Annotated in this window: 18 protein-coding genes and 1 tRNA gene; 4 read left to right on the top strand and 15 right to left on the bottom strand. The window is 45.0% G+C overall.

Features of this window, described 5'->3' with window-relative positions:
• Positions 1-722 precede the first annotated feature (722 nt).
• The 10 genes from GJS45_RS19620 to GJS45_RS19575 all read right to left on the bottom strand — a co-directional run bounded on the left by GJS45_RS19620 (position 723) and on the right by GJS45_RS19575 (position 9,505).
• Positions 723-1,490 (bottom strand): ABC transporter permease subunit, encoded by a 768-nt coding sequence (locus GJS45_RS19620; protein ID WP_162343571.1) that lies wholly within the window; start codon positions 1,488-1,490, stop codon positions 723-725.
• The gene (locus tag GJS45_RS19615) at positions 1,483-2,202 is read right to left on the bottom strand and encodes an ABC transporter ATP-binding protein (protein ID WP_162343570.1); all 720 of its coding nucleotides are present in this window, start codon (positions 2,200-2,202) and stop codon (positions 1,483-1,485) included. The genes GJS45_RS19620 and GJS45_RS19615 overlap by 8 nt, the downstream gene beginning before the upstream one ends.
• Positions 2,189-3,403, bottom strand: coding sequence for a nitrous oxide reductase family maturation protein NosD (nosD, locus tag GJS45_RS19610; protein WP_162343648.1), 1,215 nt, complete (start codon positions 3,401-3,403; stop codon positions 2,189-2,191). The genes GJS45_RS19615 and nosD overlap by 14 nt, the downstream gene beginning before the upstream one ends.
• A 40-nt stretch (positions 3,404-3,443) precedes the next feature.
• Positions 3,444-3,881 (bottom strand): nitrous oxide reductase accessory protein NosL, encoded by a 438-nt coding sequence (locus GJS45_RS19605; protein ID WP_162343569.1) that lies wholly within the window; start codon positions 3,879-3,881, stop codon positions 3,444-3,446.
• Positions 3,878-4,474, bottom strand: coding sequence for a hypothetical protein (locus GJS45_RS19600; RefSeq protein ID WP_162343568.1), 597 nt, complete (start codon positions 4,472-4,474; stop codon positions 3,878-3,880). Before GJS45_RS19600 ends, GJS45_RS19605 begins: the two co-directional genes overlap by 4 nt.
• 59 nt (positions 4,475-4,533) lie before the next feature.
• Positions 4,534-6,555 carry a Sec-dependent nitrous-oxide reductase gene (nosZ, locus tag GJS45_RS19595; protein ID WP_162343567.1) on the bottom strand — a complete coding sequence of 674 codons (2,022 nt, stop codon included), beginning with the start codon at positions 6,553-6,555 and terminating at the stop codon, positions 4,534-4,536.
• Positions 6,556-6,580: 25 nt separating this feature from the next.
• Positions 6,581-7,084 carry a c-type cytochrome gene (locus GJS45_RS19590; protein ID WP_162343566.1) on the bottom strand — a complete coding sequence of 168 codons (504 nt, stop codon included), beginning with the start codon at positions 7,082-7,084 and terminating at the stop codon, positions 6,581-6,583.
• Positions 7,085-7,144: 60 nt separating this feature from the next.
• A complete protein-coding gene (locus GJS45_RS19585) occupies positions 7,145-8,374 on the bottom strand; it encodes a hypothetical protein (RefSeq protein WP_162343565.1) in 1,230 nt (409 codons plus the stop codon).
• A gap of 264 nt (positions 8,375-8,638) precedes the next feature.
• Positions 8,639-9,034: a group III truncated hemoglobin gene (locus GJS45_RS19580; RefSeq protein ID WP_202928131.1), complete on the bottom strand. Its 396-nt coding sequence runs from the start codon at positions 9,032-9,034 to the stop codon at positions 8,639-8,641.
• A 27-nt stretch (positions 9,035-9,061) separates the two neighbouring features.
• A complete protein-coding gene (locus GJS45_RS19575) occupies positions 9,062-9,505 on the bottom strand; it encodes an RrF2 family transcriptional regulator (protein ID WP_162343564.1) in 444 nt (147 codons plus the stop codon).
• Between the two features lie 766 nt (positions 9,506-10,271).
• Between GJS45_RS19575 and GJS45_RS19570 the strand changes: the two genes are divergently transcribed.
• Positions 10,272-11,366, top strand: coding sequence for an alkene reductase (locus GJS45_RS19570; protein WP_162343563.1), 1,095 nt, complete (start codon positions 10,272-10,274; stop codon positions 11,364-11,366).
• A 215-nt stretch (positions 11,367-11,581) separates the two neighbouring features.
• On the opposite strand, the gene GJS45_RS19565 is transcribed toward GJS45_RS19570, so the two are convergent.
• From GJS45_RS19565 to GJS45_RS19555, 3 genes are all read right to left on the bottom strand, one after another.
• Positions 11,582-13,351, bottom strand: coding sequence for a hypothetical protein (locus tag GJS45_RS19565; RefSeq protein ID WP_162343562.1), 1,770 nt, complete (start codon positions 13,349-13,351; stop codon positions 11,582-11,584).
• Between the two features lie 169 nt (positions 13,352-13,520).
• The gene (locus GJS45_RS19560) at positions 13,521-14,888 is read right to left on the bottom strand and encodes a Gfo/Idh/MocA family protein (RefSeq protein ID WP_162343561.1); all 1,368 of its coding nucleotides are present in this window, start codon (positions 14,886-14,888) and stop codon (positions 13,521-13,523) included.
• An 88-nt stretch (positions 14,889-14,976) separates the two neighbouring features.
• Positions 14,977-15,546 (bottom strand): uracil-DNA glycosylase family protein, encoded by a 570-nt coding sequence (locus GJS45_RS19555; RefSeq protein ID WP_162343560.1) that lies wholly within the window; start codon positions 15,544-15,546, stop codon positions 14,977-14,979.
• 139 nt (positions 15,547-15,685) lie between these two features.
• On the opposite strand from GJS45_RS19555, the gene GJS45_RS19550 reads away from it, so the two are divergent.
• Positions 15,686-16,861: a hypothetical protein gene (locus GJS45_RS19550; RefSeq protein ID WP_162343559.1), complete on the top strand. Its 1,176-nt coding sequence runs from the start codon at positions 15,686-15,688 to the stop codon at positions 16,859-16,861.
• A gap of 79 nt (positions 16,862-16,940) precedes the next feature.
• Here GJS45_RS19550 and GJS45_RS19545 read toward each other — a convergent pair whose 3' ends face one another.
• A complete protein-coding gene (locus GJS45_RS19545) occupies positions 16,941-19,694 on the bottom strand; it encodes a TonB-dependent receptor (protein WP_162343558.1) in 2,754 nt (917 codons plus the stop codon).
• Between the two features lie 350 nt (positions 19,695-20,044).
• On the opposite strand from GJS45_RS19545, the gene GJS45_RS19540 reads away from it, so the two are divergent.
• Together GJS45_RS19540 and GJS45_RS19535 are read left to right on the top strand one after the other, a co-directional pair.
• Positions 20,045-20,117, top strand: a tRNA-Gln gene (locus tag GJS45_RS19540).
• A gap of 111 nt (positions 20,118-20,228) precedes the next feature.
• Positions 20,229-20,507, top strand: a complete 279-nt coding sequence (locus GJS45_RS19535; protein WP_162343557.1) for a hypothetical protein — start codon at positions 20,229-20,231, stop codon at positions 20,505-20,507.
• Between the two features lie 142 nt (positions 20,508-20,649).
• On the opposite strand, the gene tnpA is transcribed toward GJS45_RS19535, so the two are convergent.
• Positions 20,650-21,111: an IS200/IS605 family transposase gene (tnpA, locus tag GJS45_RS19530; RefSeq protein ID WP_162343556.1), complete on the bottom strand. Its 462-nt coding sequence runs from the start codon at positions 21,109-21,111 to the stop codon at positions 20,650-20,652.
• Positions 21,112-21,657 lie beyond the last annotated feature (546 nt).

Below are 21,657 nucleotides of genomic sequence, written 5' to 3'. Positions count from 1 at the left end.
ATCGGTTTCCTGAATCCGGCTTCAGATAGTAGAATATATTTCGCCCCTACAGGGCTTGGGGTGCGTTAATCCATTTTATCACAGGGCTTCACCCTGTGCTGCGGTATTACGCGCTTTCAGCGCTTGGGTTTTTCTATAGAGACGTTATCCGTTGCTAATCGAAGGGCAGGTATCCGGTTATCAATCGGGTCTGGCTCCTAATTTTAGGAAAGGGCGTAATATTCCAGCGATGGGTGCAGCCCATCGTAAAAGAAGTGACTCGTTTGGTTCAGCCCTGTATTCTAAAACTTCTTGCACTGGCAAATCCAGACGAGTATATTTCGCCCCTACAGGGCTTGGGGGATCGGAATCGAGGCTATTTATCACAGGGCTGCACCCTGTGCTGCGGTGTTTCGCGCTTTCAGCGCTTGGGTTTTTCTATAGAGCTGGTATTCGTTACTGTTAAATGGGCAGATATCTGGTTTTCGAGCGGGTCTGGCTGCTGACTCAATTAATTCTAGCACTGAAAGTGCGTCATATCCTAGCGATGAGTGCAGCCCATCGTGGCAATGGCATCATTGTTTTGGTAAGCCCTGCAGGGGCGAGGTATTTTCTCTTGCCCCGCCTATTGAATGCCGAATTTTCCATGACTTGCCCCTCGAAAACAAAGCCAGCAACGGGCGGTACAACGTTTATCAATTGGGAACGGCATAAAATGGAGTGGGTAGTACGCATGATCCCCCTCACAAATCTTTCTTGTTAAACCAACGGATGGAAACCGAAAAAGGAATCAGTGCCCACAGGAGCAGTAGCACTAAAACCAAACCCTTGCCCCAATTTTCGGAAAACACCATTTGGAAAATGGCACCACTGTAGCCCATAAGGGCCGCTGCATCGGTTTGCATCAGGACCAGGATCCTGCCCAGATCCAAGGGGTTTAAAAAACTAATGTACAAGACCAGCTTTTCGATAGGGTATTCGTTGAAATTGTACATCAGCAGTAATACAAGACCGTCAAACAGTAATACAAAATAGACCCAAATCAACAAAGAAAAACCCATCCCTTTCGTTCTATCAGATGCCCAAATCGCCATCAACAAGGCTAATCCGATGAAAATAAGATTCCACAGACTTCCGGTGAGCAACAAAAGAAGCCCCGCCCCACCCGCATCGGAAAAATAAAGCGGCAAACCCAGTCCCACCAAATAGGCCCCGGTTAGTACCAGCGATAAACTGATATAAAAAGAGATCAGCAAGGTACTCCTTGCCAGCGGTTGCGCATGAAGCAGCAATAAAAACTCGTACATATTGTAAAAGTAAATAATCGAAAAGACCAGGCAGACCAAGGGAACTACCAAAATACTGATATTCAATAAAGCCAGTAGGGTCTTTTCGCCTTGTCCCTGAAGACTGATCAGTCCAAAACCCGTAACCCAGAGAAAAAGGAGGTAAAAGATAATGGTTTTGTTTTTGACCAGGTCGGTAGCCAAAAATTGAATGATTCTACCCATGACTCGTTTGTTTTCGTAAAAAGGTCGCAATCATCGCATTCAATCTGTTTTCGGAAGTTTCTGCCTGCAATTCCGCCAATTGCTTATCAAAGAGTACCCTTCCCTCCATCAAATAAACCAACCTGCTGGCGATGTCGTCCAGGTCATTCAGCACATGAGAAGTAATGAGTACCAACTTGTTTTCCTGATGGATGGTCTTCCGTAATTTTTCTTTCAGCATTTCATTCGACACGGGGTCCAGCCCGGCAGTGGGTTCGTCTAAGATTAACACATCCGGATGGAACAGAAAGGCCAGGGCTGCACTTACCTTTTGACGCATTCCGCCAGACAACAGGCCCATTTTTTTCGGATAAAGTGCTTCTATTTCAAAGGCCTCAAATAGATCCATGTCGTAGTTGGACTCCTCCGAACGGATGGATTTCATCAGCATAAAAAGCTCCTTCACCCTCATCTGCTCCGGAAATCGGGATATTTGTGGCATGTATCCAATATTTTTTCGGTAGGCACTTTGCCCAAAAATATCCTGTCCATCAAAACGAATCTGATCCTGCCGGATGGTATTTAGGCCCAGCAAACACTTAATTAAGGTGGTTTTGCCGGAGCCGTTTGGGCCAATCAGGGCCAGACCCTCTCCTGCAGAAAAATGAAGATCAATCCCTTTCAGGACCTCCTGCCTGCCAAACCTTTTGTGCAATTGCTTAATCGAAATCATAGGGATAAGGACTTATTTGCGGTTGCGAATCGATCAATTGTTCGGGGATAAACTGAGGAAACATGCGCTCTGCTACCTCCAGACTGCTGACCAGAAAACTGTGCAACAACATGTGTGCAGCAGGAACTTTATCTATAATTAAGGCAAAAAGATTCACCGGTCTGTGAGGCAGATCCCCCACCCCGTCTCTGTCCAGATCGTAACCGGAATACTGGCTCCAGTAGTTACTTTCAAAATGGTTTAAATTCGATTTTGAGTTGGTCAATACCTCGAATGTATTTCCAATAAAATTATTTTCTATAATCCGATTATCCATACAATTTCCTTTTATGTCCATGGCCTTACCATTGTTTTGCAACAGGTTTTGGGAGAAAATCAGACGGTTAGCTCCTTCGGCATAAATCCCCACTGTATTGGACTGGAACCGATTGCCGCGGATGATGCCGTCTGAAATTTCCTTCAACAACAACCCGTAGCTGGCTCCTCCCCAGTTGTCCAAAAATTCATTATTTTCCATGCTTATCCGATTACTAAACATGACAGCCACTCCGGAGCCATTATTTTGAAACACATTATTTTCGTAGGTATCATCGTTGGAAAACATGAAATGCAGCCCGTACCGCATGTTATTCCTACTTTGATTGAAGGCGATGTAACTTTCGTCCACAAATTCAAAATAAATGCCATCCCGGTGATGACTCAGGGTATTGTGGGTTACGCGGATTCGATTTCCCTGCCAGATATGGATGGCATTTCCGGCTCGTGATTCCTCTTCCGCTGCCCCCCTGATGGTGTTTCCATCCACCAGGCATTCATTGGATTTTTGAAGGTAAATTCCGAAAAAGGTATTCAGTAGTTGATTATTCCTAATCGTTACGTTTGAGACCCGGTTTAAACGTATGGCTGCCCGATCCTTTAGATAACTCACGCCCACATTTTTCAGAGTAAGGTTTTCCAAGCTGACATCGTCTGAAACAATAACGAAAATTTCATCTCCCATTTGCCCATCTACAATGGCCCCCTCCATTCCTAACAAAACCAGCGGCTTGTCCACCACTATGGAATTTTCCCGGTAGATTCCTTCTTTTAACAGCAGGGTATCGTAGGGAGCCGCCTGCCGGATCGCGTCCGAAATGACCGTACCCTCCCCCGGATACAAATCAATGGTTTTTGTATTCCCCCAGCAGGGAATCAGGGTCATTAGGCATAATATAAAGGGTTTCCATGCGCTCATAAGCAACTTAGGGATTCAAAGGTGCAAACAACTCTTTCTCTTTCAGTTCCTCCCAGGTTATCAACTCTTTTCCTATGGCATTTTGAGATTGGCGAAAGGCAGCGAGGTTTCCCCCCATCGGACTGCGATACGAAGAGTCTATTTCAAAGGACAATTCACGGACATCAACCAACTTCTTTGGTTCATCATAAGCGATAGCCAACGTGTGGCCAAACTCCATGGACGCTTTCTCTTGCAGATAGGGAACCAGGCATTCTACCGCATCGAACTTATAGATCCTGCCTTTGGTAGTGACCAGTTCTCCTCCAAACCTCGGGTCCATGATTTTCATCTTGCAATGGGCACAGTGATCTTCTCCAAATTGGATAGGTTCGGGTGAGACGTGGCAAGATTGGATCAGCAGGACGCAGCCAGATAGATAGAAGTTTTTTAGAAATTTATTCATTGCATTTTATTGAATTTCCATTTCGTCCAAAAAGAAGCAAATCCTAATAGTACCGCCAGACCTAACCCAAGACCTCCAAAATGAGGATAGGATTTGACATAGAAATTAAGAAGGTCTTTTTCTCCGAGCAAGGGTGGCATGTAACTCATGCCCGGCACCTCAATGGGTGCTTTGGGATCCAAATTGTGGCCATAATCGTAGAGCCAGAGGTAAAAATCATAAATACCCAGCGCTCCCAGAATAGCCAGTAGCAAAAACCAAAACCCATAATACCATACCTTGTTGATCCAAATTCCAAGAAGTCCCAATGCCATCATGGCATAAGCTACAAAGGGAAAATACTTTAGTTCAGGTATGGATTCAGGATGGATGGCCTGCATGCCAATGTAGTGGTTCAGGATGTTGATATTTTTCACAATATGCTTGTCACTGCCCGAAACCTTGTTGATCCAGATATGCATTTGCAGGCCTCCCGGAAACTGAGCTGCCTCCAGAGTGATTTGCCATAAAGGGAATACGAATACCCCTGCCAATGCAATAACCGCAGCAAGCTGAAACCACCTGGAAGTGGATAAATTTGGTGATAGCGCCATAATAAGGAATTATTGGAAAGAAAAAGCTACCGGAGATTCCGGTAGCTTTAGATGTGTTTTTATTGGCTATTAGCTAATTTCCGGGCATTTTCCTGAAACTCAAGGGCAGCTTCCTCATCGTTATGCAATTCTTCGTTAAGACCCCACTTCAGCGGTACATCCGACCCCTGGGGAGAAACCCGGATGTATCCGGACATTTCCTGGTGCAGGGCAGAGCAGAAATCTGTGCAATAGAAAGCAAATACCCCCTGCCTTTTGGGTTCCCAAAGCAGAGTGCGTGTTTGTCCCGGCATAACCAGGAGTTCCGCATTGGTTGCCCCCTGTATGGCCAGACCGTGCGGTACGTCCCAGTCCTGTTCCAAATTGGTCAAGTGAAAATAAACCTGATCACCCAACTTTATACCTTCAATATTGTCCGGAGCCAAATGACTTCGGATAGCCGTCATGTACACATGCACTTCATTCCCTTTTCTTTCTACCCTCGACCTGCTCTCGCCCATAGTAGCATGGGGATGCGTATTACTTTCTATGTCGAAGAATTTGACCGAATTGGGCTGGATTTTGTCCGCCGCAATAGCTTGTGCGTAATGGGGTTCAGCCTTGGTAGGAAAGTCCAGGATCAACTTCATTTTGTCCCCGCTAATATCAAATAGCTGCGCTGAGTGAGCTAGTTCCGGTCCGGTAGGTAAATACCTGTCCTTGGTGATTTTATTCATCGCCACCAGGTATTTTCCATCCGGATTCCTGGTTTCTCCTCCGGGAATTACCAGGTGTCCGGGAGAGTAGAAGGTGGGTTGCCGGTCTAAAATCTCCTTGCTTACCACATCCCATTTTACCACCTCAGAAGAAATAAAGAAGGTAGTATAGGCATTTCCCCGACCATCAAATTCGGTATGCAATGGTCCTAAACCTGGCTTTTCTACGATTCCATGAAGGGCTGCCTCGTAGTTGATAATGGGAATTCCATCAAACTCCCCATCAAAATTTTCATCCTCAATGGCTTTCATTATTTTACTGAAGGAATAGACGGACATATCGGCCGAAAGCTTTCCGTTGCCGACAATGTATTCACCGGTAGGGTCTACATCGCAGCCATGAGGAGATTTGGGCACCGGTATAAAATAAACCATATCCGGACATTCTTTTGGGTCCAGGATTCGGGTGGTGGTTCGTTCCGTAGAATTTACGATTCCCGAGCCCTCATCCATCAGGTTGTGGAAGTAGGAAGTTTCCCGTTCCGTAAATTTACCCTGTTCCAGGTATTCCTCTGCCTTTTTCCAGTTAATAACGGCCATTAGGTCTTTGTCTTTTTGGGAGGCATTCACTTCCAGCAGGGTATGCTCCTGCTCCGAATTGTAGGTAGTCACAAAACTCCATCCATGGGAGACGGCCTTTCCATTTCGCGCCAGGTCATAATTAAATCCCGGCATCTCTATCTGGAAGGCCAAATCCATATGTCCGTGTTCCGGGTCTACGGTCACGTAGTTGATCAATCCCTTGAAATTCTCTTTATAGGTATCGATCGGCACATCCTTTTGCGGTATCGGAACACTAAAGCGGGTACCAGAAACCAGATACTCAGAGTTTTCCGTAATAAACGGCGCGCAGTGCAGCCCTGCCACATCCGGAATTTCCAGTATTTCGACCGTTTCAAAAGTCGTTAAATCAATTCGGGCTATCCTTGGGGTATTGTTTCCATTCACAAAGAGCCATCGACCGTCGAATTCTCCTTCCGTCTGTGAAAGTTCGATGTGGTGGGAATCATCCCAGGGAACGAAACCATAGGATGTGTTGAACATGGGCTTGGTTTCCTCACTATATCCGTATCCATTTTCCGGGTATTGGGAGAATACCGGTATTTCTTTCAAAAGCCTTCCTGAGGGCAGGCCGTAAGCCGTAATCTGTCCGCTGTATCCCCCGGACATAAACGCATAATACTCATCGTACTCACCGGGAGCCACATATGCTTGCTGGGCAGCATCCCCTTCCATCATTTGGCCGGTATCTGAACCGCCACAGGAATACAGCAACGCTAGTAGTGCTGTAGCAGCTGTAACCATTTTTAGAGATTTCGTAATCATAGGTGTTTGGGTTAGGATTTAGGAATTAAATAGCCTGGTCTTTTTGACCGACCGTTTCCATATCGTTGTGACGGAAATATTCCAGGATTTTCCTGGCATCATCCGGTTTGATATTTTGATTGGGCATGCGGGTCATGCATTCTTCCAATAACTTCTGGGCGGTGGGATCCTGATCTAGCATGGCATCCACATTGGTGATCATATTCATGATCCACTCCGGTTTCCTACGATTGGTTACCCCCTGAAACCCGGGGCCGACTACGCGCTGATCGGTGAGCTTATGACAAGCCGAACATTTCAAATCGTAAATGGCTTGTCCACGTTCTATCCATTCATCGTTAAGCGGATCTGAAACTTCCACCTCCGTAAATTCGCCAACCCCTTTACCCATTTTAATGGTCTCGGGTTCCTCCTTTTCAGCAGTTTGAGTAGAGGCTTCCTCACCTTGACTTTGGGAGGTCTCCCCCCCTCCGCAGGAAAAGACCAGTAGTAAGGGAAACCAGAAAATTAGTTTTTTGAATTGTTTCATCGTGCATTGGATTTAATTTGATTTACCTACCTTCCTCGTTTAAGGAATATGAATATAGATTTATATATAAATATACTTTTTTTTTGCCTGAAAATAAATTTTTCTATATATATCTGATATATAAATTATTATTCCAAGAATTAATAAGCAAGAAGTAATGAAAAGCCCCTCGTAAAACCAAGGCAGTCTTCCCCACTCTTGCCAGTAAAAAAAGCCTTGCAAAAACAGATACCATTCCGAACCTATAAAACCCAGATAAAAGAACAAGATGCTGACCGTAAGCCAGACGGTTCGTTTTTTTTGATCCATTCCCGGATATAGGGCAAACAACAAATAGGCGGAAAACAGACCCAACATGTTGAGATGAATGAATCCTATAGTGATGGGTCGTAGGACCACTGCCATTTCTGCCAGGTATGGAAGAACCAACAATAGCTCAAACAAAACACGGATTCCAACGACTAGTATTGCCAACTTCGCAAAAGGCCACGTACTTATTTGCTTTGGCAGGTAGCTACCTTCTTTTATTAAATGATATAAAATCACCATACCCACTAAACCTTGCAGCAGCGCACCAAGCCCATGGACCAAATAGGCCCAATAGGACTCATACGCCCAAAAAATTACCAGGGAGAAGGTTAAAATCTGGCTGCCGAGTAAAATGCGGTAGATAAGACGAAAATGATCTGTAAGCCAGGTACCGTTTTGCAGGTGTTTTACCAACAATGCCAGTAAAATGAAAAGCAACCAGCCGTTGAATTGAAAATGCAGGTAAAATTGGATGGCTATCTGATAAAGCAAGCCGGCCTTTCCCCCCGTCGCCATAATCGCAGACAGTGCCCAAACCCCCACGGTTGATAACACCAGAAAGACCAAGGCCGTCTTTAACAACAGCGTTACCTGGGGATTGGACCGATCATGATCTTTCCATACCTGAAAAACCATCAGGTAACTACTAAAAATGTGCAGCGTGGCAAAGAAAATAGAAAATCCAGCATATCCTTGAATTGGGAAAGCCACCGCCATACCCAAAACGGTACATTGTGTGATCCAAAAAAGAATGGAGTATATGACCTTCCGGGATTTCTCTTGCGGAATCAACTGCCCGTGGATTAACAAAAAGAATCCTAGGTAGAGCCAGCCCAACAAAGCCACATGCGAATGGCCATGAAGCAGGTTCCGGTAATCCATCCAACTGATTTCCCAGACAAATGCAGCACGAAGCAACCCACCAAAAACGGCAGCAATCAAAAAATTGAGTAAAACGACTAAAACCCAGGATTTCCTCATTGATTTGTCATTAAATGGAAAAATAATCCCACCTCCACATAGCTCTCCGAATATTTCATATTTTACAATACCAATTAGGCAAATACGATTGAAAAACAAAATTACATATAATTTTCGGATAATTTTGTCCTTTTTAAAAAAATGATGATGAGGAGGCTCCTGAATTTATTTTTTCGGGATGGATTCCCTTTCCGTAGCTACTTCTGTTTCAAGCAGCTATTTCAATATAAATTAAATAGGGAAATTGGAGATCTCAGAATAATTTTATCCAATCGGATGAATGTGATTCTCCTGGTAATAGGCAATTTTCAGCTGAAACATTTGGGCCATTTTCTCCGCCCTCCACAGTGCTTCATCTGCCTTCTCCCCTGTAAAGTTATCCTTTAGTGTCTCCTGGAATAACTGCAACCAGCGCTGAAAATGCTCCTCCCCGATCGGCATGGTCGCATGGGGCGAAAAGGGACTTCCATGATAGGTATGTTCCTGAAGCAATACTGTCTGCCAAAACCGGTACATTTTCCCTAAATGGGCATCCCAACTATCTCCAATCCGTTTTTCAAAAACCGGTCCTAACAACGGGTCCCTTCGAACGTTATCGTAAAAAGTGTCCACCAATTCCCGGATCTCCGCAATCGATTCAATTTCCTTCTTCACTACCATCAGCAACCTATTTATATATATACAACATCAGGGATTCAGTACGCGGCTCAGCGTGGCCTTGCCGGAGGCTACCTCGCTGGCCACCTCCTTCAATGACTTTTCAGACAAAAGCCGGGTAAGCCCATCCCGGATGGCCTTGTACTCATCATGTATGGGACAAGGGTGATTTTCCGAACAGTGCTTCAATCCCAACCCGCAACCATTAAACAGCTTATCTCCATCAATGGCAATCACCAGGTCCAATAAGCGCATGTTTTCTTGGTCCTCGTCAATGTAAAACCCGCCATTCGGTCCTTTAGTAGAACTAACCAAGTTTTGTTTTGCCAGGGATTGCAATATTTTAGCCGTGAAATATTCCGGAGCGTCTATTTCTTTGCAAATATCTTTTACCCCCAATTTGATTCCCCTTTTATTTTGGGACCAGATATAGATCACTGCCCTGATTCCGTATTCACAAGCTTTTGAAAACATTTATGTATTGGTTATCATTTTTTCAAAATTCTTCTTCTCATTACTCTTCCGACACTCAATTACTTTCAGATATCTTTACTTCCAACAACTTCAGTTGGTCCGGTAAAAGAACGTCTTCTGCCTTTTTCTGGCAAATTACCCGAATCAAAGTTAATAAGTTTATTTTATAAATAAAATACTTTTTTGTCTTTTTTATTAAAAATTCAACTTTATACTACCGTTAGAAAGGGTTTTTATAATTTTGCAGTTTGTTATTTAATCCATTTCCTTCTTTTTCCCGGATGTTTTATACATGTAGGTGGAAATTTGCTTGTCCCGTTTTAGGAGCATTCGTTCGCCATCTAAAATAAAAGATGAACCCCATACTTAGAAAAATTGCAAGAATGGAAAAGCCATTTACGGTACCAAAAATCTACATCCATTTTCAGAAAAGATTTAATATGACAATGCCTGCTTTCTCAGGAAATTTAATTGTGGGAAAGAACAGTGCGTTATATAGTTCAAAGTTACGCTTTTCCCCGAAATAAAGGATATTTTTATCTTTTTTTATTGATACATGCAATACCCTTTTATCCAACTACTTATGATATAATTAGAAATTTAAATTCCTCTTAAGTCAAAATATAGGGACTAAGCAGAACTTATCATGTACTGACATCTGTTGTATACACATATTTTTGGCTTGCATTTCTTAAAAATCAAAAGTTGTTTGGCATGAAAACAGCTAAGCTTATAAGGAAATTTAAATACAAACTAATCCATAAAAATGAAAACTACTCCCCTATTAGATAATTGGACCATGGCGGATATGGAGCTCCGCAATCGGGTAATAATGGCACCCATGACCCGGAGCCGTGCTGATAATCCGGAAAAGGCTCCCACTGATCTGCATGTCAGCTACTACCGCCAGCGGGCCACTGCCGGACTGATCATTACCGAAGGATCTCAAGTTTCACCAAGGGCGGTGGGTTATATCAATACACCCGGCATCCATACGTCCAAACAGGTGGAAGGCTGGAAAAAGGTCACCCAGGCGGTACATGAAGAAGGCGGCAAGATATTTATCCAACTGTGGCACGTAGGAAGGATTTCCCATCCGGATTTTCACGGGGGAGAGCTGCCGCTTGCACCCTCTCCTATTAACCCTGACTCCAAAGCGTTTACTCCAGAAGGCTTTAAAGAAACGGTCACACCCAAAGAAATGAGCCGGGAGGAGATCAAGCAAACCATTTCTGACTTTCGCAATGCGGCCAAAAACGCTTGGGAAGCTGGTTTTGATGGGGTAGAAATCCATTCGTCAAACGGATATTTGCTGCACCAGTTCTTTAGCCGTACCTCTAATATTCGAACCGATGAATACGGCGGCAGTATCACCAACCGTGCCAGAATTTTGTTTGAAATTATTGATGCCGTGAAGGAAGTTCTCCCTGAAAACCGCATTGGTCTCAGGCTAAATCCCTCCTTGCATGGCCTTTTCGGAATGACATTGGATGAAGAAACCATTCCTACCTTTGACTACATCGTGGAAAAACTGAACCGCTACGATCTGGCCTACCTGCATCTTTCCGAACCGTTCACGGATGTGTCGGCGTTACCTCATGCTGAAACTCAAATCGCCAAACGATACCGTCCAAAATACCAGGGAAATCTGATTATCAACGGAGGTTTTGACCGGGACAAGGGAAACCTATTCCTAAAGGAAGGCCTGGCCGATGCCGTCGCTTTTGGCAAACCGTTTGTATCCAATCCCGATCTGGTAGCCCGTATTGCGAAAAACGCTTCCCTGGCCGAATGGGATAGTGATACCTTCTATACTCCAGGGGCTAAAGGATACACAGATTATCCCCCAATGCCTGAATAGTAGGTATTAGCTCTTGAGATAGCTCCCAATAAAGAATGTACTATCAAAAAACCCAGTCTGGATGAATTCCGGACCGGGTTTACGTTTACGCAGGAAACATGACCCTCAATAGCCACATGTAGTGTAAACACCCTTTTTTCTTCTTGCTAGTAGGATGATCTCAACGGGTAATCTTCCCCATCTAAAATCGCGAACTCCTCCACTTGTGTTAGATTTCAGGCTTGCTCTAACTCCCAAGTCAAACCAGATACCTGGTCTTTCAATTTATCGAGCATTTTTTCATTCTCTGCCGACCACATGAATTTCAATTCCTGGTAGTAGCTAATTCCTTCAGAAAGGTTTTTTCGAAATTTTTCTACATACTTCTCAAATTTCCGGGCATTCTCGGGAACGGCGGCGGCCATTTCAGCTTTTAAATGGTCCACATACAGCTCCAGTTCCTTCAGGAATACATGAGGACGTTCGGTATCCAAATTAAGCTGTAGCTTCCCATAAATGTGACCGACCATTTCGCTGAGACTAAAGGTCCCCTTAAAATAGGCCAGGTTAGGGCCGGGGCAAATAGTCACTGCTTTCAGATTTCTCCGGGGTGTTTCCCCACTGGCAAGAATGGCCGGTGCTCCCAAGCCTTCACATAGACAGTCTTTGTCCAACACTTCCTCCAGCACTTCAGCAGAAATCTCACCTGCTTCCCTTTGCTTGATTTTCAGAAGTTGGTACTGTCTGGAAGCCGTGCAAATGGGTTTTTCGGTAAATTCCGTATTGGACGAAAGCAACTTTTTGTAACAGGGGCTTCCCGGCCGGTCCTTGTCAATACGGGCCTTGCGCTGTTCCTCACCACTACTGTTTCGGAGATTATTAAAGGGAACGCCCAGAGGAGAAGCGCGGCTCAGGTAAAAGTCGGACTTTTTGGCTTTTAACAATCGGTCCAGGGTATCCTTTTCTACACTGGTCGCCTCAGGTACCAGTAAAAAGGGACTCCCCCATCCGGTACCATCCAATTCGTAGGTATGCAAGAGCATTTGATTTTCTTCTGCAGTTCCGATGCCTCCCTGATAGGTAACGTTCGGCCGGGTGCCTTCGGGTAGCCCAGGTAGGTTTTTCTCTTGAAAGGCCTGTTGACAAATAGAAAACAGCTCCTCCTGAAGGCTGGACCTGTTTTGCTTAAATGATTCCAGAATGGGGCCGGCCAGAAAACCATCGGTAGCGAAGGCATGGCCGCCACAATTCAAGCCGGATTCAATGCGGAACTCGGATACCCAGAGCCCCTTTTTTGCCAGAAATTTTCCCTGAATAAGGGCCGAGCGGTAGTCCGAAACCTTCAGAATAATGGGTTTTTTAATGATCCCGTCCTGATTCGGGAAGAAATCGGAAAATTCCCCGGCATAGCTGTACAAGGCTGGGTTCATGCCTGCTGAAAACACCACACCGCCATTTACCTCACTTTGCGCAAATCCACGCAAAGCCGCCAGGGCATCAGAATATTCCCGTGGTAAAGGCTGGCCATCCTTGGTATAATTGATCTTATCTACCTTCGTCATGATGTTCACATCAATCTTTCCCGGCACGATTTCCTTTCTCAACTCCTCCTGTAAGGTCCATTTTTCCGCACCACTGGCCTGCTGCATGCGGGAATGCAGCTGATTTAAGGGATGTTCTTCCGGCAACAAGTCAAAATAGGTATCTATTTCATTGCCCTCACCGAAGGCTTCTTTTCTCATTTTACCAACCTGTCCGTTTACGACAGATTGCAAAAAATTCAGGTAGGCCCTGACCCGTTTAGCACGGGAATCGGGTTCTTTGTCTTCGATCGGAAAAAACGGAATCCCTAGTTTGCGGGAGTGAATGCTCCGCATATCCTCCAGCAGTTGGTCATCCATAATGGATACCACAGAAGCAATTCCGAAACGGGCCACCTTTAATGGGCTGTCAACAGTAAATCCCAATCCCATGACCGGGATATGAAAGCTATGAATCATGGACATATACGGTAATTTGGTACGATAACTTATTCTCTTTTTATTATTTAAAAAGAGTGGAAACACAAAATTACTTCCTTCACCGACCAAAAAACCTAAAAACGCTCATTCCATCGACTGACTTTTGTCAGGAAATTTACCATACCCACAAAAAAGCGCAGCTTAAAAATTCCTGCTAAACCCGTAAACGTTGGTAAAGGGATCCCCAAGGTTCTCTCATCGTCCTTCCCAACAGTTGATTGGCGGCAAAATTCCCAATAAACCGTTCCTTAGCCGGGTCCCAATCCAGGTCTTGTTCCAGCATCATGGCGATGTTGCCCAGGTGGGCCAGGGTAATGGAGCGGTGTCCTACTTCTGCAGGAGCAATGGTCTCTTCTCCCGATAGGATACAATCAATAAAATTTTGGTAATGATTATCGCTTACATAGAGCGATGTTTCTCCTGGTCCCGTGACCGAGTCAATCAATCCTTCAGGATTGGTTTTGTGGTCTCCACGGGTTGCCCATGCCGAGCCCTCCGAACCCTGGAAAGTTACGCCAAAATCCTTATCACTTTGGATGATCAGTTTCACTCCATTTTCATAAATGCACTCGAAATAAAAGCGAACAGCGGTATTCCAGACCGGATGATCGGACCAGACCGCCTGGGCATTTTGTATTTTTACCGGTCCGGTATGGTCTGTCCCCATGCCCCACTGGGCAATATCCGGATGATGTCCTCCCCAGTCAGTCACATTTCCACCGGAATAATCCATTACCCAGCGGTAATTGACATGGGTTCGGCAGGGACTGTAGGGAGCTTCCGGTGCCGGTCCCAGCCACATATCGTAATCAAAATCCTTCGGAACCGGGACGGTTTCGGTTAAATGTCCGGTTTTCCCAAAATCCGGGGTGCCTCCGGGAAGCCCGCAGGTAACGGTATGTAATTCTCCCAGTCGTCCGTTTCTGGCCAACTCGCAAACTTTTCTAAAATGGTGACTGGATCGTTGCTGACTTCCGGTCTGAAAGGTAACGCCATATTTTCGTACGGCATCACTCATGGCCCTGCCCTCTTCTACGGTCAGGGAAAGTGGTTTTTGACAGTAAATGTGCTTTCCTGCCGCGGCTGCCATCATCACGGGAATCGCATGCCAGTGGTCCGGGGTGACTACTTCCACCGCATCGATGGATTTGTTTTGCAAGACTTCCCTGAAATCGGTATAACCTGCTGCCGAACGATAAGACTTTCCTTGTTTTTCAGAGTAATAGTCATCCACCACTTGCTGTATGTATTCCCTACCAGCAACCTTTCCATTCCAATACCCGGAACTCTTTTTATTCACATCACAAATGGCAGTCACTTGCACCCGCTTGTCTGGCAAAAAACCCTGCACATCGTTTCCTGCCTGATTTCCGGCACCGATAAAAGCCATGTTGATCCGATCAGAGGGGGGAACAAACCCGTCCTTTCCTAAAGCAGAAGCGGGTATAAAATAAGGTATACCAAAGGTAGAACCGGTCACAAAAGCTGCTTTTTTTATGAATGAGCGTCTGGAATTTTTCATTTCGGAAAATAAGGGTATTTGTCAATAGAAACAAAAAATACATGGCAAAAACCCAACTGATTGGAAGGATATACTAACCATCCAACCGTTACAAAATAGACTCCATTTGATTCCTGAGGGCAGGCAACACTTCTTCCTCAAACCAGGGGTTTCGTTTCTGCCACAATTTGTTTCTGGGAGATGGGTGAACCAATGGAAAAAATTCCGGCAGGTAATCCCGAAAATTACGAACCGTTTCGGTCAGGTTTTTCTTCCGGGCCTTTCCCAGGTAATAGCGTTGGGCATACTGCCCGATCAGAAGTTTAAGCTTGATGCCCGGCATGTTTTCCAACAAAGCGGGATGCCAGGTTGGCGCACACTCGGGTCTAGGTGGCAAATCTCCCCCTTTGCCCCTTCCGGGATAACAAAAGCCCATGGGTACGATTCCAAAGATGGCCGGATCGTAGAACCGTTCAGGGCTTACTCCCAGCCACCGTCGCAATTCTTTGCCGCTGGCATCGTTCCAGGGGATGCCCGTCGCGTGTACCTTGGTGCCCGGAGCCTGGCCAATGACCAGTACCTGGCTATTCCTGCTGGCCGCCAAAACCGGGTTGGGACCCAATGGAAGATGAGCTTCACAGAGAGTACATCCTTTTATGGTTTCCAATAGCTCTTTCATGATAGCCCAAATGTAAGGATATATCCATAAACAGCAACTGACCTACTTTCCCTGACTAAAAGGCGAAAGCGTAAATAATTTACTGACAGCTTGGTATTTACATGACAGATTATTAGATTAGTTCAAAAAAAACAAAACCATGGAATGCCTTCAAAAGATCGCCCCTTTTTCTTTCTGTATTTTTGCCCTTCTTGCTTTCTCCTGCCAGCAGGAAAAAAAGCAGGAATCGCAGTCCTTTTCCTTGGAAATAACCGATAGCATTCGAGTCGAATATGCCGGATTGCTGGATTTAATGGATGTGGATCCTTCCCGGGAGCGGGTACTGCTTCACGATAGGCAAAGAGGCATTATTGTACTAACCGATTTTGAAGGAAACCATTTACTCAACCTGGACAAACAGGGAGATGAAAAAGGCAGTTATGGCCAGTATCTATGGAGTACCGCCCAAATAAAGGACAACGACCACATTTCCCTGGTTTCGCACATGGGATTTTTCGAATTTGATGCCGAAGGTAAGCTTGCCAGCCACCGGAAATTTCAGGAAGATGTTCCTTTCTTTGGTGGTCGTGCAGCGGCCGACTCGGAATTAATGGAACACGAAGGAATATTTTACCAGAAGGGTTTGGTAGCCCGGGGTCAATACAACAAAACGCAGGATGAATACTACGATCAATTTCAACTACTGGTAAAATTTGATCCCGAAAAAGGGTCTGCCGAGCGGATTATTCATCTGGAAGAAGAAAGCCCCTTCCGAACCAGCGGAAAGGCCTTTGAAGTTCCGGAAATGAGTCCCAGCTTTACCATTTTGGAGGATAAACTCCTGGTTATTGTCGGGACGGACCCCCACCTCAACGTATATGATATCCACCCGCCGCACCGGCTGCTGGAACGGAAACCCATTACCTATCCGGATTACAACGCAGGTCAGGGGACCGAACGGGCAAAGGCAGACCCAAAATCCATTGCGTACGATGAATCGGCTGGCAGAACACATACCCTTAAAGTCTATGGAGACTACCTGCTCAGCTCTTTTAGTCCCGGTTATGATTTTGCCGACCGGGAAAGGTACCTGACGATCGATAACCGGGAAGAATACAGTACCTTCAGGGAAAGCATCAAAGATAAATACCCTCCTGCTCTATTCCTGATGGATCATCAGGGGGAAGGCATTCAAAAGCTACCCCTGCCCGAATCCCTGGATCATCGCCAATTCTTGGTGCGAGACGGAGCGCTCTGGTGGCTGTCCAAATTCAATTCGGAAGTGGAAGAAGATTTTGTACAAATCTATAAAGTAGCAATTACGGCAAAAGAGTAAGCACATCATGCCTGCCCCAGATACCTGGATGCTCATTAAGATGTGTGCCTTTTGACCTGCTTCCTAAATGCGGCTCTGATTATAATGCCATGTCATAACCCCCGAATCTTCTCAGGTTATACGTTATACTGAGCATAAAGAATTGCCGCAATACCTGAGTTCGTTCGTCCTCCACGTACACATCGGTCACGTTTCGGTCGATGCTTACGTTTTGGTTCAGCAGGTCAAAGACCGTCAATTTGATTTCCGTTTTATTGCTGGGCGGGATTCGGTAGCCCAAATCCAGGTTCACCAGCATGATGCTCCTGTCGAAGCCCTCTCCCAACCCGGAATAAACCTGGTGATTGACACTGCCGCCCATAAAAATCCCCCCCAGGAAATTCCAAAACAGGTCCGCACGGGTGCGGTGGGTATAATAATTATTTTCCAGGTCTTCCTGAAGACTACTCCTTACGGTATTAAAACTCCCTCTGCTGGAAAGGTTAAAGTCAATCCTGTCGTTGATATTACTGCTTAGGTTGATTCCCTGACTAAAGGTAGAATTAGTGTTAAAGTTTTCCTGCCCATTGATAATTCCTGGTCGGTTTCGAACCGTGAAAGAGGAATTGATGTTCAGGTTGCTTTTCATGAATTTCAGTGGGAACCCATAGCTGCCATACAGTCGGAATACGTAATAATTGTCCAGGTTTACCGGCCGGGTATACTGACCTCCCTGGTTGAGCAGGACATCCTTTTGAATCAGGGTATCCTTTGCGGCGACGAAGGTTTCGTTTCCGATGTAGTTATTGCGGATATTGCCATACAGGAAGAACATCAGGGAACGGTTGGTTTCCGGATTGATCTTGCGAAAACGGGTAAAAAGCCGGTGACTGTATTCCTGGTCCAGATCCGGGTTTCCGTTGGAGATTTGCATGGGGTTGGCGTTGCTGATCACATCCTGCAATTGCCGGATGGAAGGCGCGTCCGTATCCGTATTGTAATCCACCCGCATGTTACTGAATTCTCCCAATTGATAATTGACCACTACTCTTGGGAGTATATTTGAAAAGCTCCTTTGAGTATTTTCAAAGCCCGGGAAAAGCCGATCACTGTCTATATTCGCAGATTCGTAGCTTACCGTGCTGTAGACAGACAGTTTTTCGGATTTATAACTGTAGCCCAGCCTGCCCCTATGGGTCATGTATTGATTTTCGAAGCGATTGGTCAGGGCGCTGTCCAGGCGGACAAGGTCCGTTTCGGCTTCCTGAATTTCCACCTCCTGATCAGTGTCGGAGGCATTGTTGGAAAGCCGATAGCCGATTCTCAATCGGGAACGTTCGCTAATCGGTTCAAAATAGCTTATCCCGGTGCTGTAATAAAAACTAGAGTAAAGGTTATTTCTGAATTGGATCAGAGAATCCACATTGGCAGTCTGGAAATTTTCGTTTACCGCTACCAGATCCGAATTGCTGTCGCTATCATAGGTACTGGTATAAATATAGGTAGACAATGCCCTTCCCTCCTTTGTAAACTTATACCTGTAATTCAGGGAGTTTCTAAAATTGAACGATTGTCGTTCCGAGGTGGTGGTGTTTTGGTTGCGGCTGATGGGAGTGGATTCATCAAAAAGGTTATAAGCATCCCGAATGGTGGTGGATTTCCGGTAATCCAGGCCTAATCTGGGCCTTAATATCAGGGCATGGCGTTCGCTAATATTATAATCTATTCGCGCGCTCATGCGGTGACTTTGCGTCCGGGTCTGATTGTTTCTATCCTCATTGTAGAGCTGCAGACTGTCATTGGGCAAAATGTATTCCCGCGAAGAACTTCGGGTTAGGACATTGTCCCGGTCGTTAAACAAGTAATTCCCGGTGACCTTTAGCTTTTCGTCCTGGTATTCGTCTGAAAAGTTCACTCCTACTGCATTGGTATTGGTAATTCCCGGCAATTCGCCTACGGCCAGTTCGTTACCTCCCCTGCGGCTGTCATCGCCTTCGATGTTTCCCAATTCATCCTCGCCGAAGTTTTGCTGGTTGATATTATTGCTTAATCCAAGTATGGATAAGCGCTGGGCTTCATTGAAAAAGTTCATGTTGCCCCCGGCAATGTAGTTGTTATCCGTTCCGTATCCCCCATAGAACTTCCCAAACCTACCTGCCCTCATTCCTGGTTTGGTAATGATATTGATGGTTTTTGTGGTTTCTCCATCGTCAAATCCGGTCAGCCGGGCCTCATCACTTTTCTGATCCAAAAATTCGATTTTCAACACCACCTGGGCCGGAAGGTTTTTAAGAGCGGCGGCTGGATTGTCTCCGAAAAAGGGCCTGCCATCTACCAGCACTTCCATTACTTCTTCTCCCTGCACTTCTATGACGCCGTTTTGAATCACCACACCGGGCATTTTCCGTACCAGCTCATCTGCATCTGCCTGCGGCCGGGTTTTGAAGGCATTGGCATTGAAAGCGACCGTATCGCCCCTCACTTCTCCCGTAAGCGCATCGGCAGAAAGCTCAAAAGCTTCCATTTCCTGCCCATCACTTAGCAGTTCGAATGTACCCAAATCGTTTCCCTGGGGAGCGGTCCTATTTTCTTGCAGGGTTTGGTACCCGATAAAGGATACTTCCACCAAAAACTCATTTTTTCCAGGTTTTTTGATTTCAAATTTTCCGTCAAAATCCGTGTAGGTGGAACTCAGGGTTTCGCCATCACTGTTTTTGAGATAGACGTAGGCACCAAATAGGGGTTCCCTGGTTTGGCTGTCTATGATGGTTCCGGAATAATTTTGCTGAGCGAAAAGTGTGGAGGTTGCAGCGATCAGCACAATAAAAATGAAAAGTGGTAATTTAAAGGACATGGTACTATTTTTTTCAAACAAGAAGGAAAGATATCGAAATATTGAATGGAAAATTGGACAGAAATACCTGCTCAGCAAAATTCTATTATGCCAATGCGGGCAAGATTGATGTATATGGTCAATTATCCATTTAATTAAAATGGGACGTTTCGGAAAAGAAAAACTGAAAAAAACAAGGGTATTTTTACGAAAGCATTTGCCCCAGGTAAGGATATAAAACGAGCAGGTTTAAAATTTCTTTCTGACAATTAGCTGGTTAAAAGTAAAAAAATAAAATTCCTGAGAGAGGTATTTGCATTAAAAAGAAAGTTCGGCTACATTTGTGACACCTTAGCGAAAAGGGATCAGTTTGGCCGATGGTGTAACTGGCAACACGTCTGGTTTTGGTCCAGAAGAGTCCAGGTTCGAGCCCTGGTCGGCCAACGTTTTACCGGCCCAATTTAGGAGTAATCTTAAGTTGGGCCGGTTTTTTTTAATTGAATCGACCGGGGGTAGCTGGTAAATTTCCTTTTTTTTGGAGGGGAACTGAATGCTTTGGATTGGAGTAGATTGAAGGAGATTGATGGCCCTTCGCGTTTGCTCAGAGACCAGAGATTGAAGGAGATTGATGAGGCTTCGCATTTGCCCAGGGGCCAGAGATTGAAAAAGATTGATGGGACTTCTGCTTTGCTGGGTTCGGCTTCGCTCACCCGCCTCAGGGGGCAAGAAGCTTGTCATCCCTTCGCGATTGGGGTAGCTCACCTTCGGGGCTTCTGTCTGGATACGGGCAAATCATTCGTTCTATATGCTTGCCCTCGCTTCCGGATTTATTAGTCATTATCCAACTTTTTGCAGGCTACTGATGAAGATAAATCCTTGCTTTACTCTCTGGGCCATTTTCATTAATCCCGAAGGGATGCAAGGATTATAGCTAATCGCAACCAGCTATAATGTGAACCCCGCAGGGGTGACATCCTTAATCAAGCCATTCAAATAAATACTTTTCCTCGTATTCAATCTCGAATTTTTGAAGAAATTCAAGGTATTCTTCCTTAAATGTTTTCTTTTTGTGATGATTTTCCTGGTTTGCAATGTATTGATAAACGGTATCCAACTGAGAATGTGAATGGGAAAATGCCCCATATCCTTCCTGCCAGGAAAATTTACCTTTTAGAAATTTTTGATCGTTGATAAAATTGGAGGAATTGTTTTTGACATCTCTGATTAAATCGGAAATACTCATCGCCGGTTTTATTCCCACAAACGCGTGGACGTGGTCAGAAACTCCATTTACAATGAGCGGCTTTTGCTGTTTCCCTTTTATAATACCTGCTATGTACTTGCAGACTTCCTGACGCCAGGGCTTTTGCAATAGGTTTTGCCTACCTTTTACGGCAAAGACGTAATGGATATAGATTTGTGAAAAGGTGCCTGCCATGGTTTTTCAATTTTAAATATTAAGGACTGAAATTAACGTAGAAACGAATAAGTTAGACCGTTTTCAATCCCTTAAGACGTATGATTTATATCACCCCTTTGGGGTTTTATTTAGTGTAGTATCCCTGTTTTTTATAATCATTTCATCCCTTCGGGATTGGTTCTGTTGTTTATCCCATTTTTAATAATCGTGTCATCCCTTAGGGATTTAATTTATCGGTTGATCATTCTTTTTCTATAACCTTATCATCCCTTCGGGATTGGGTAAGTCACTTCTTTGGGGCTTCTGTCTGGATACGGGCAAATCCTTCGTTCTAAATGCTTGACATCGCTTCCGGTTTTGTTAGTCATCATCCAACTTTTAGCAGGTTACTGATGAAGATAAATCTTTGCTTTACTCTCCGGGCCATTTCCATTAATCCCGAAGGGATGCAGAGATTATAACTAATGGAAGCCTATCGATACCAATTCCCCCTTGACAAGGGGGCAAGGGGGATTTAATTGCGTAACTATCTATAAATCATTCATTTGAATATTAGAAACCTTC

This window comes from Cyclobacterium salsum (genome assembly GCF_010119245.1).
GTDB classification, from domain to species: domain Bacteria; phylum Bacteroidota; class Bacteroidia; order Cytophagales; family Cyclobacteriaceae; genus Cyclobacterium; species Cyclobacterium salsum.
The sequence above is the reverse complement of the archived record's forward strand: the minus strand, read 5'-3'. Positions and strand labels throughout refer to the sequence as shown.

Coding starts and splice junctions, on each gene's coding strand:
- GJS45_RS19590 (WP_162343566.1), bottom strand. CDS start 7,084: ATGAAACAATTCAAAAAACTAATTTTCTGGTTTCCCTTACTACTGGTC.
- GJS45_RS19545 (WP_162343558.1), bottom strand. CDS start 19,694: ATGTCCTTTAAATTACCACTTTTCATTTTTATTGTGCTGATCGCTGCA.
- GJS45_RS19565 (WP_162343562.1), bottom strand. CDS start 13,351: ATGTCCATGATTCATAGCTTTCATATCCCGGTCATGGGATTGGGATTT.
- nosZ (WP_162343567.1), bottom strand. CDS start 6,555: ATGATTACGAAATCTCTAAAAATGGTTACAGCTGCTACAGCACTACTA.
- GJS45_RS19620 (WP_162343571.1), bottom strand. CDS start 1,490: ATGGGTAGAATCATTCAATTTTTGGCTACCGACCTGGTCAAAAACAAA.
- GJS45_RS19580 (WP_202928131.1), bottom strand. CDS start 9,034: ATGGTAGTGAAGAAGGAAATTGAATCGATTGCGGAGATCCGGGAATTG.
- GJS45_RS19575 (WP_162343564.1), bottom strand. CDS start 9,505: ATGTTTTCAAAAGCTTGTGAATACGGAATCAGGGCAGTGATCTATATC.
- GJS45_RS19570 (WP_162343563.1), top strand. CDS start 10,272: ATGAAAACTACTCCCCTATTAGATAATTGGACCATGGCGGATATGGAG.
- tnpA (WP_162343556.1), bottom strand. CDS start 21,111: ATGGCAGGCACCTTTTCACAAATCTATATCCATTACGTCTTTGCCGTA.
- GJS45_RS19550 (WP_162343559.1), top strand. CDS start 15,686: ATGGAATGCCTTCAAAAGATCGCCCCTTTTTCTTTCTGTATTTTTGCC.
- GJS45_RS19600 (WP_162343568.1), bottom strand. CDS start 4,474: ATGGCGCTATCACCAAATTTATCCACTTCCAGGTGGTTTCAGCTTGCT.
- GJS45_RS19615 (WP_162343570.1), bottom strand. CDS start 2,202: ATGATTTCGATTAAGCAATTGCACAAAAGGTTTGGCAGGCAGGAGGTC.
- GJS45_RS19560 (WP_162343561.1), bottom strand. CDS start 14,888: ATGAAAAATTCCAGACGCTCATTCATAAAAAAAGCAGCTTTTGTGACC.
- GJS45_RS19555 (WP_162343560.1), bottom strand. CDS start 15,546: ATGAAAGAGCTATTGGAAACCATAAAAGGATGTACTCTCTGTGAAGCT.
- GJS45_RS19585 (WP_162343565.1), bottom strand. CDS start 8,374: ATGAGGAAATCCTGGGTTTTAGTCGTTTTACTCAATTTTTTGATTGCT.
- GJS45_RS19605 (WP_162343569.1), bottom strand. CDS start 3,881: ATGAATAAATTTCTAAAAAACTTCTATCTATCTGGCTGCGTCCTGCTG.
- nosD (WP_162343648.1), bottom strand. CDS start 3,403: ATGACCCTGATTCCCTGCTGGGGGAATACAAAAACCATTGATTTGTAT.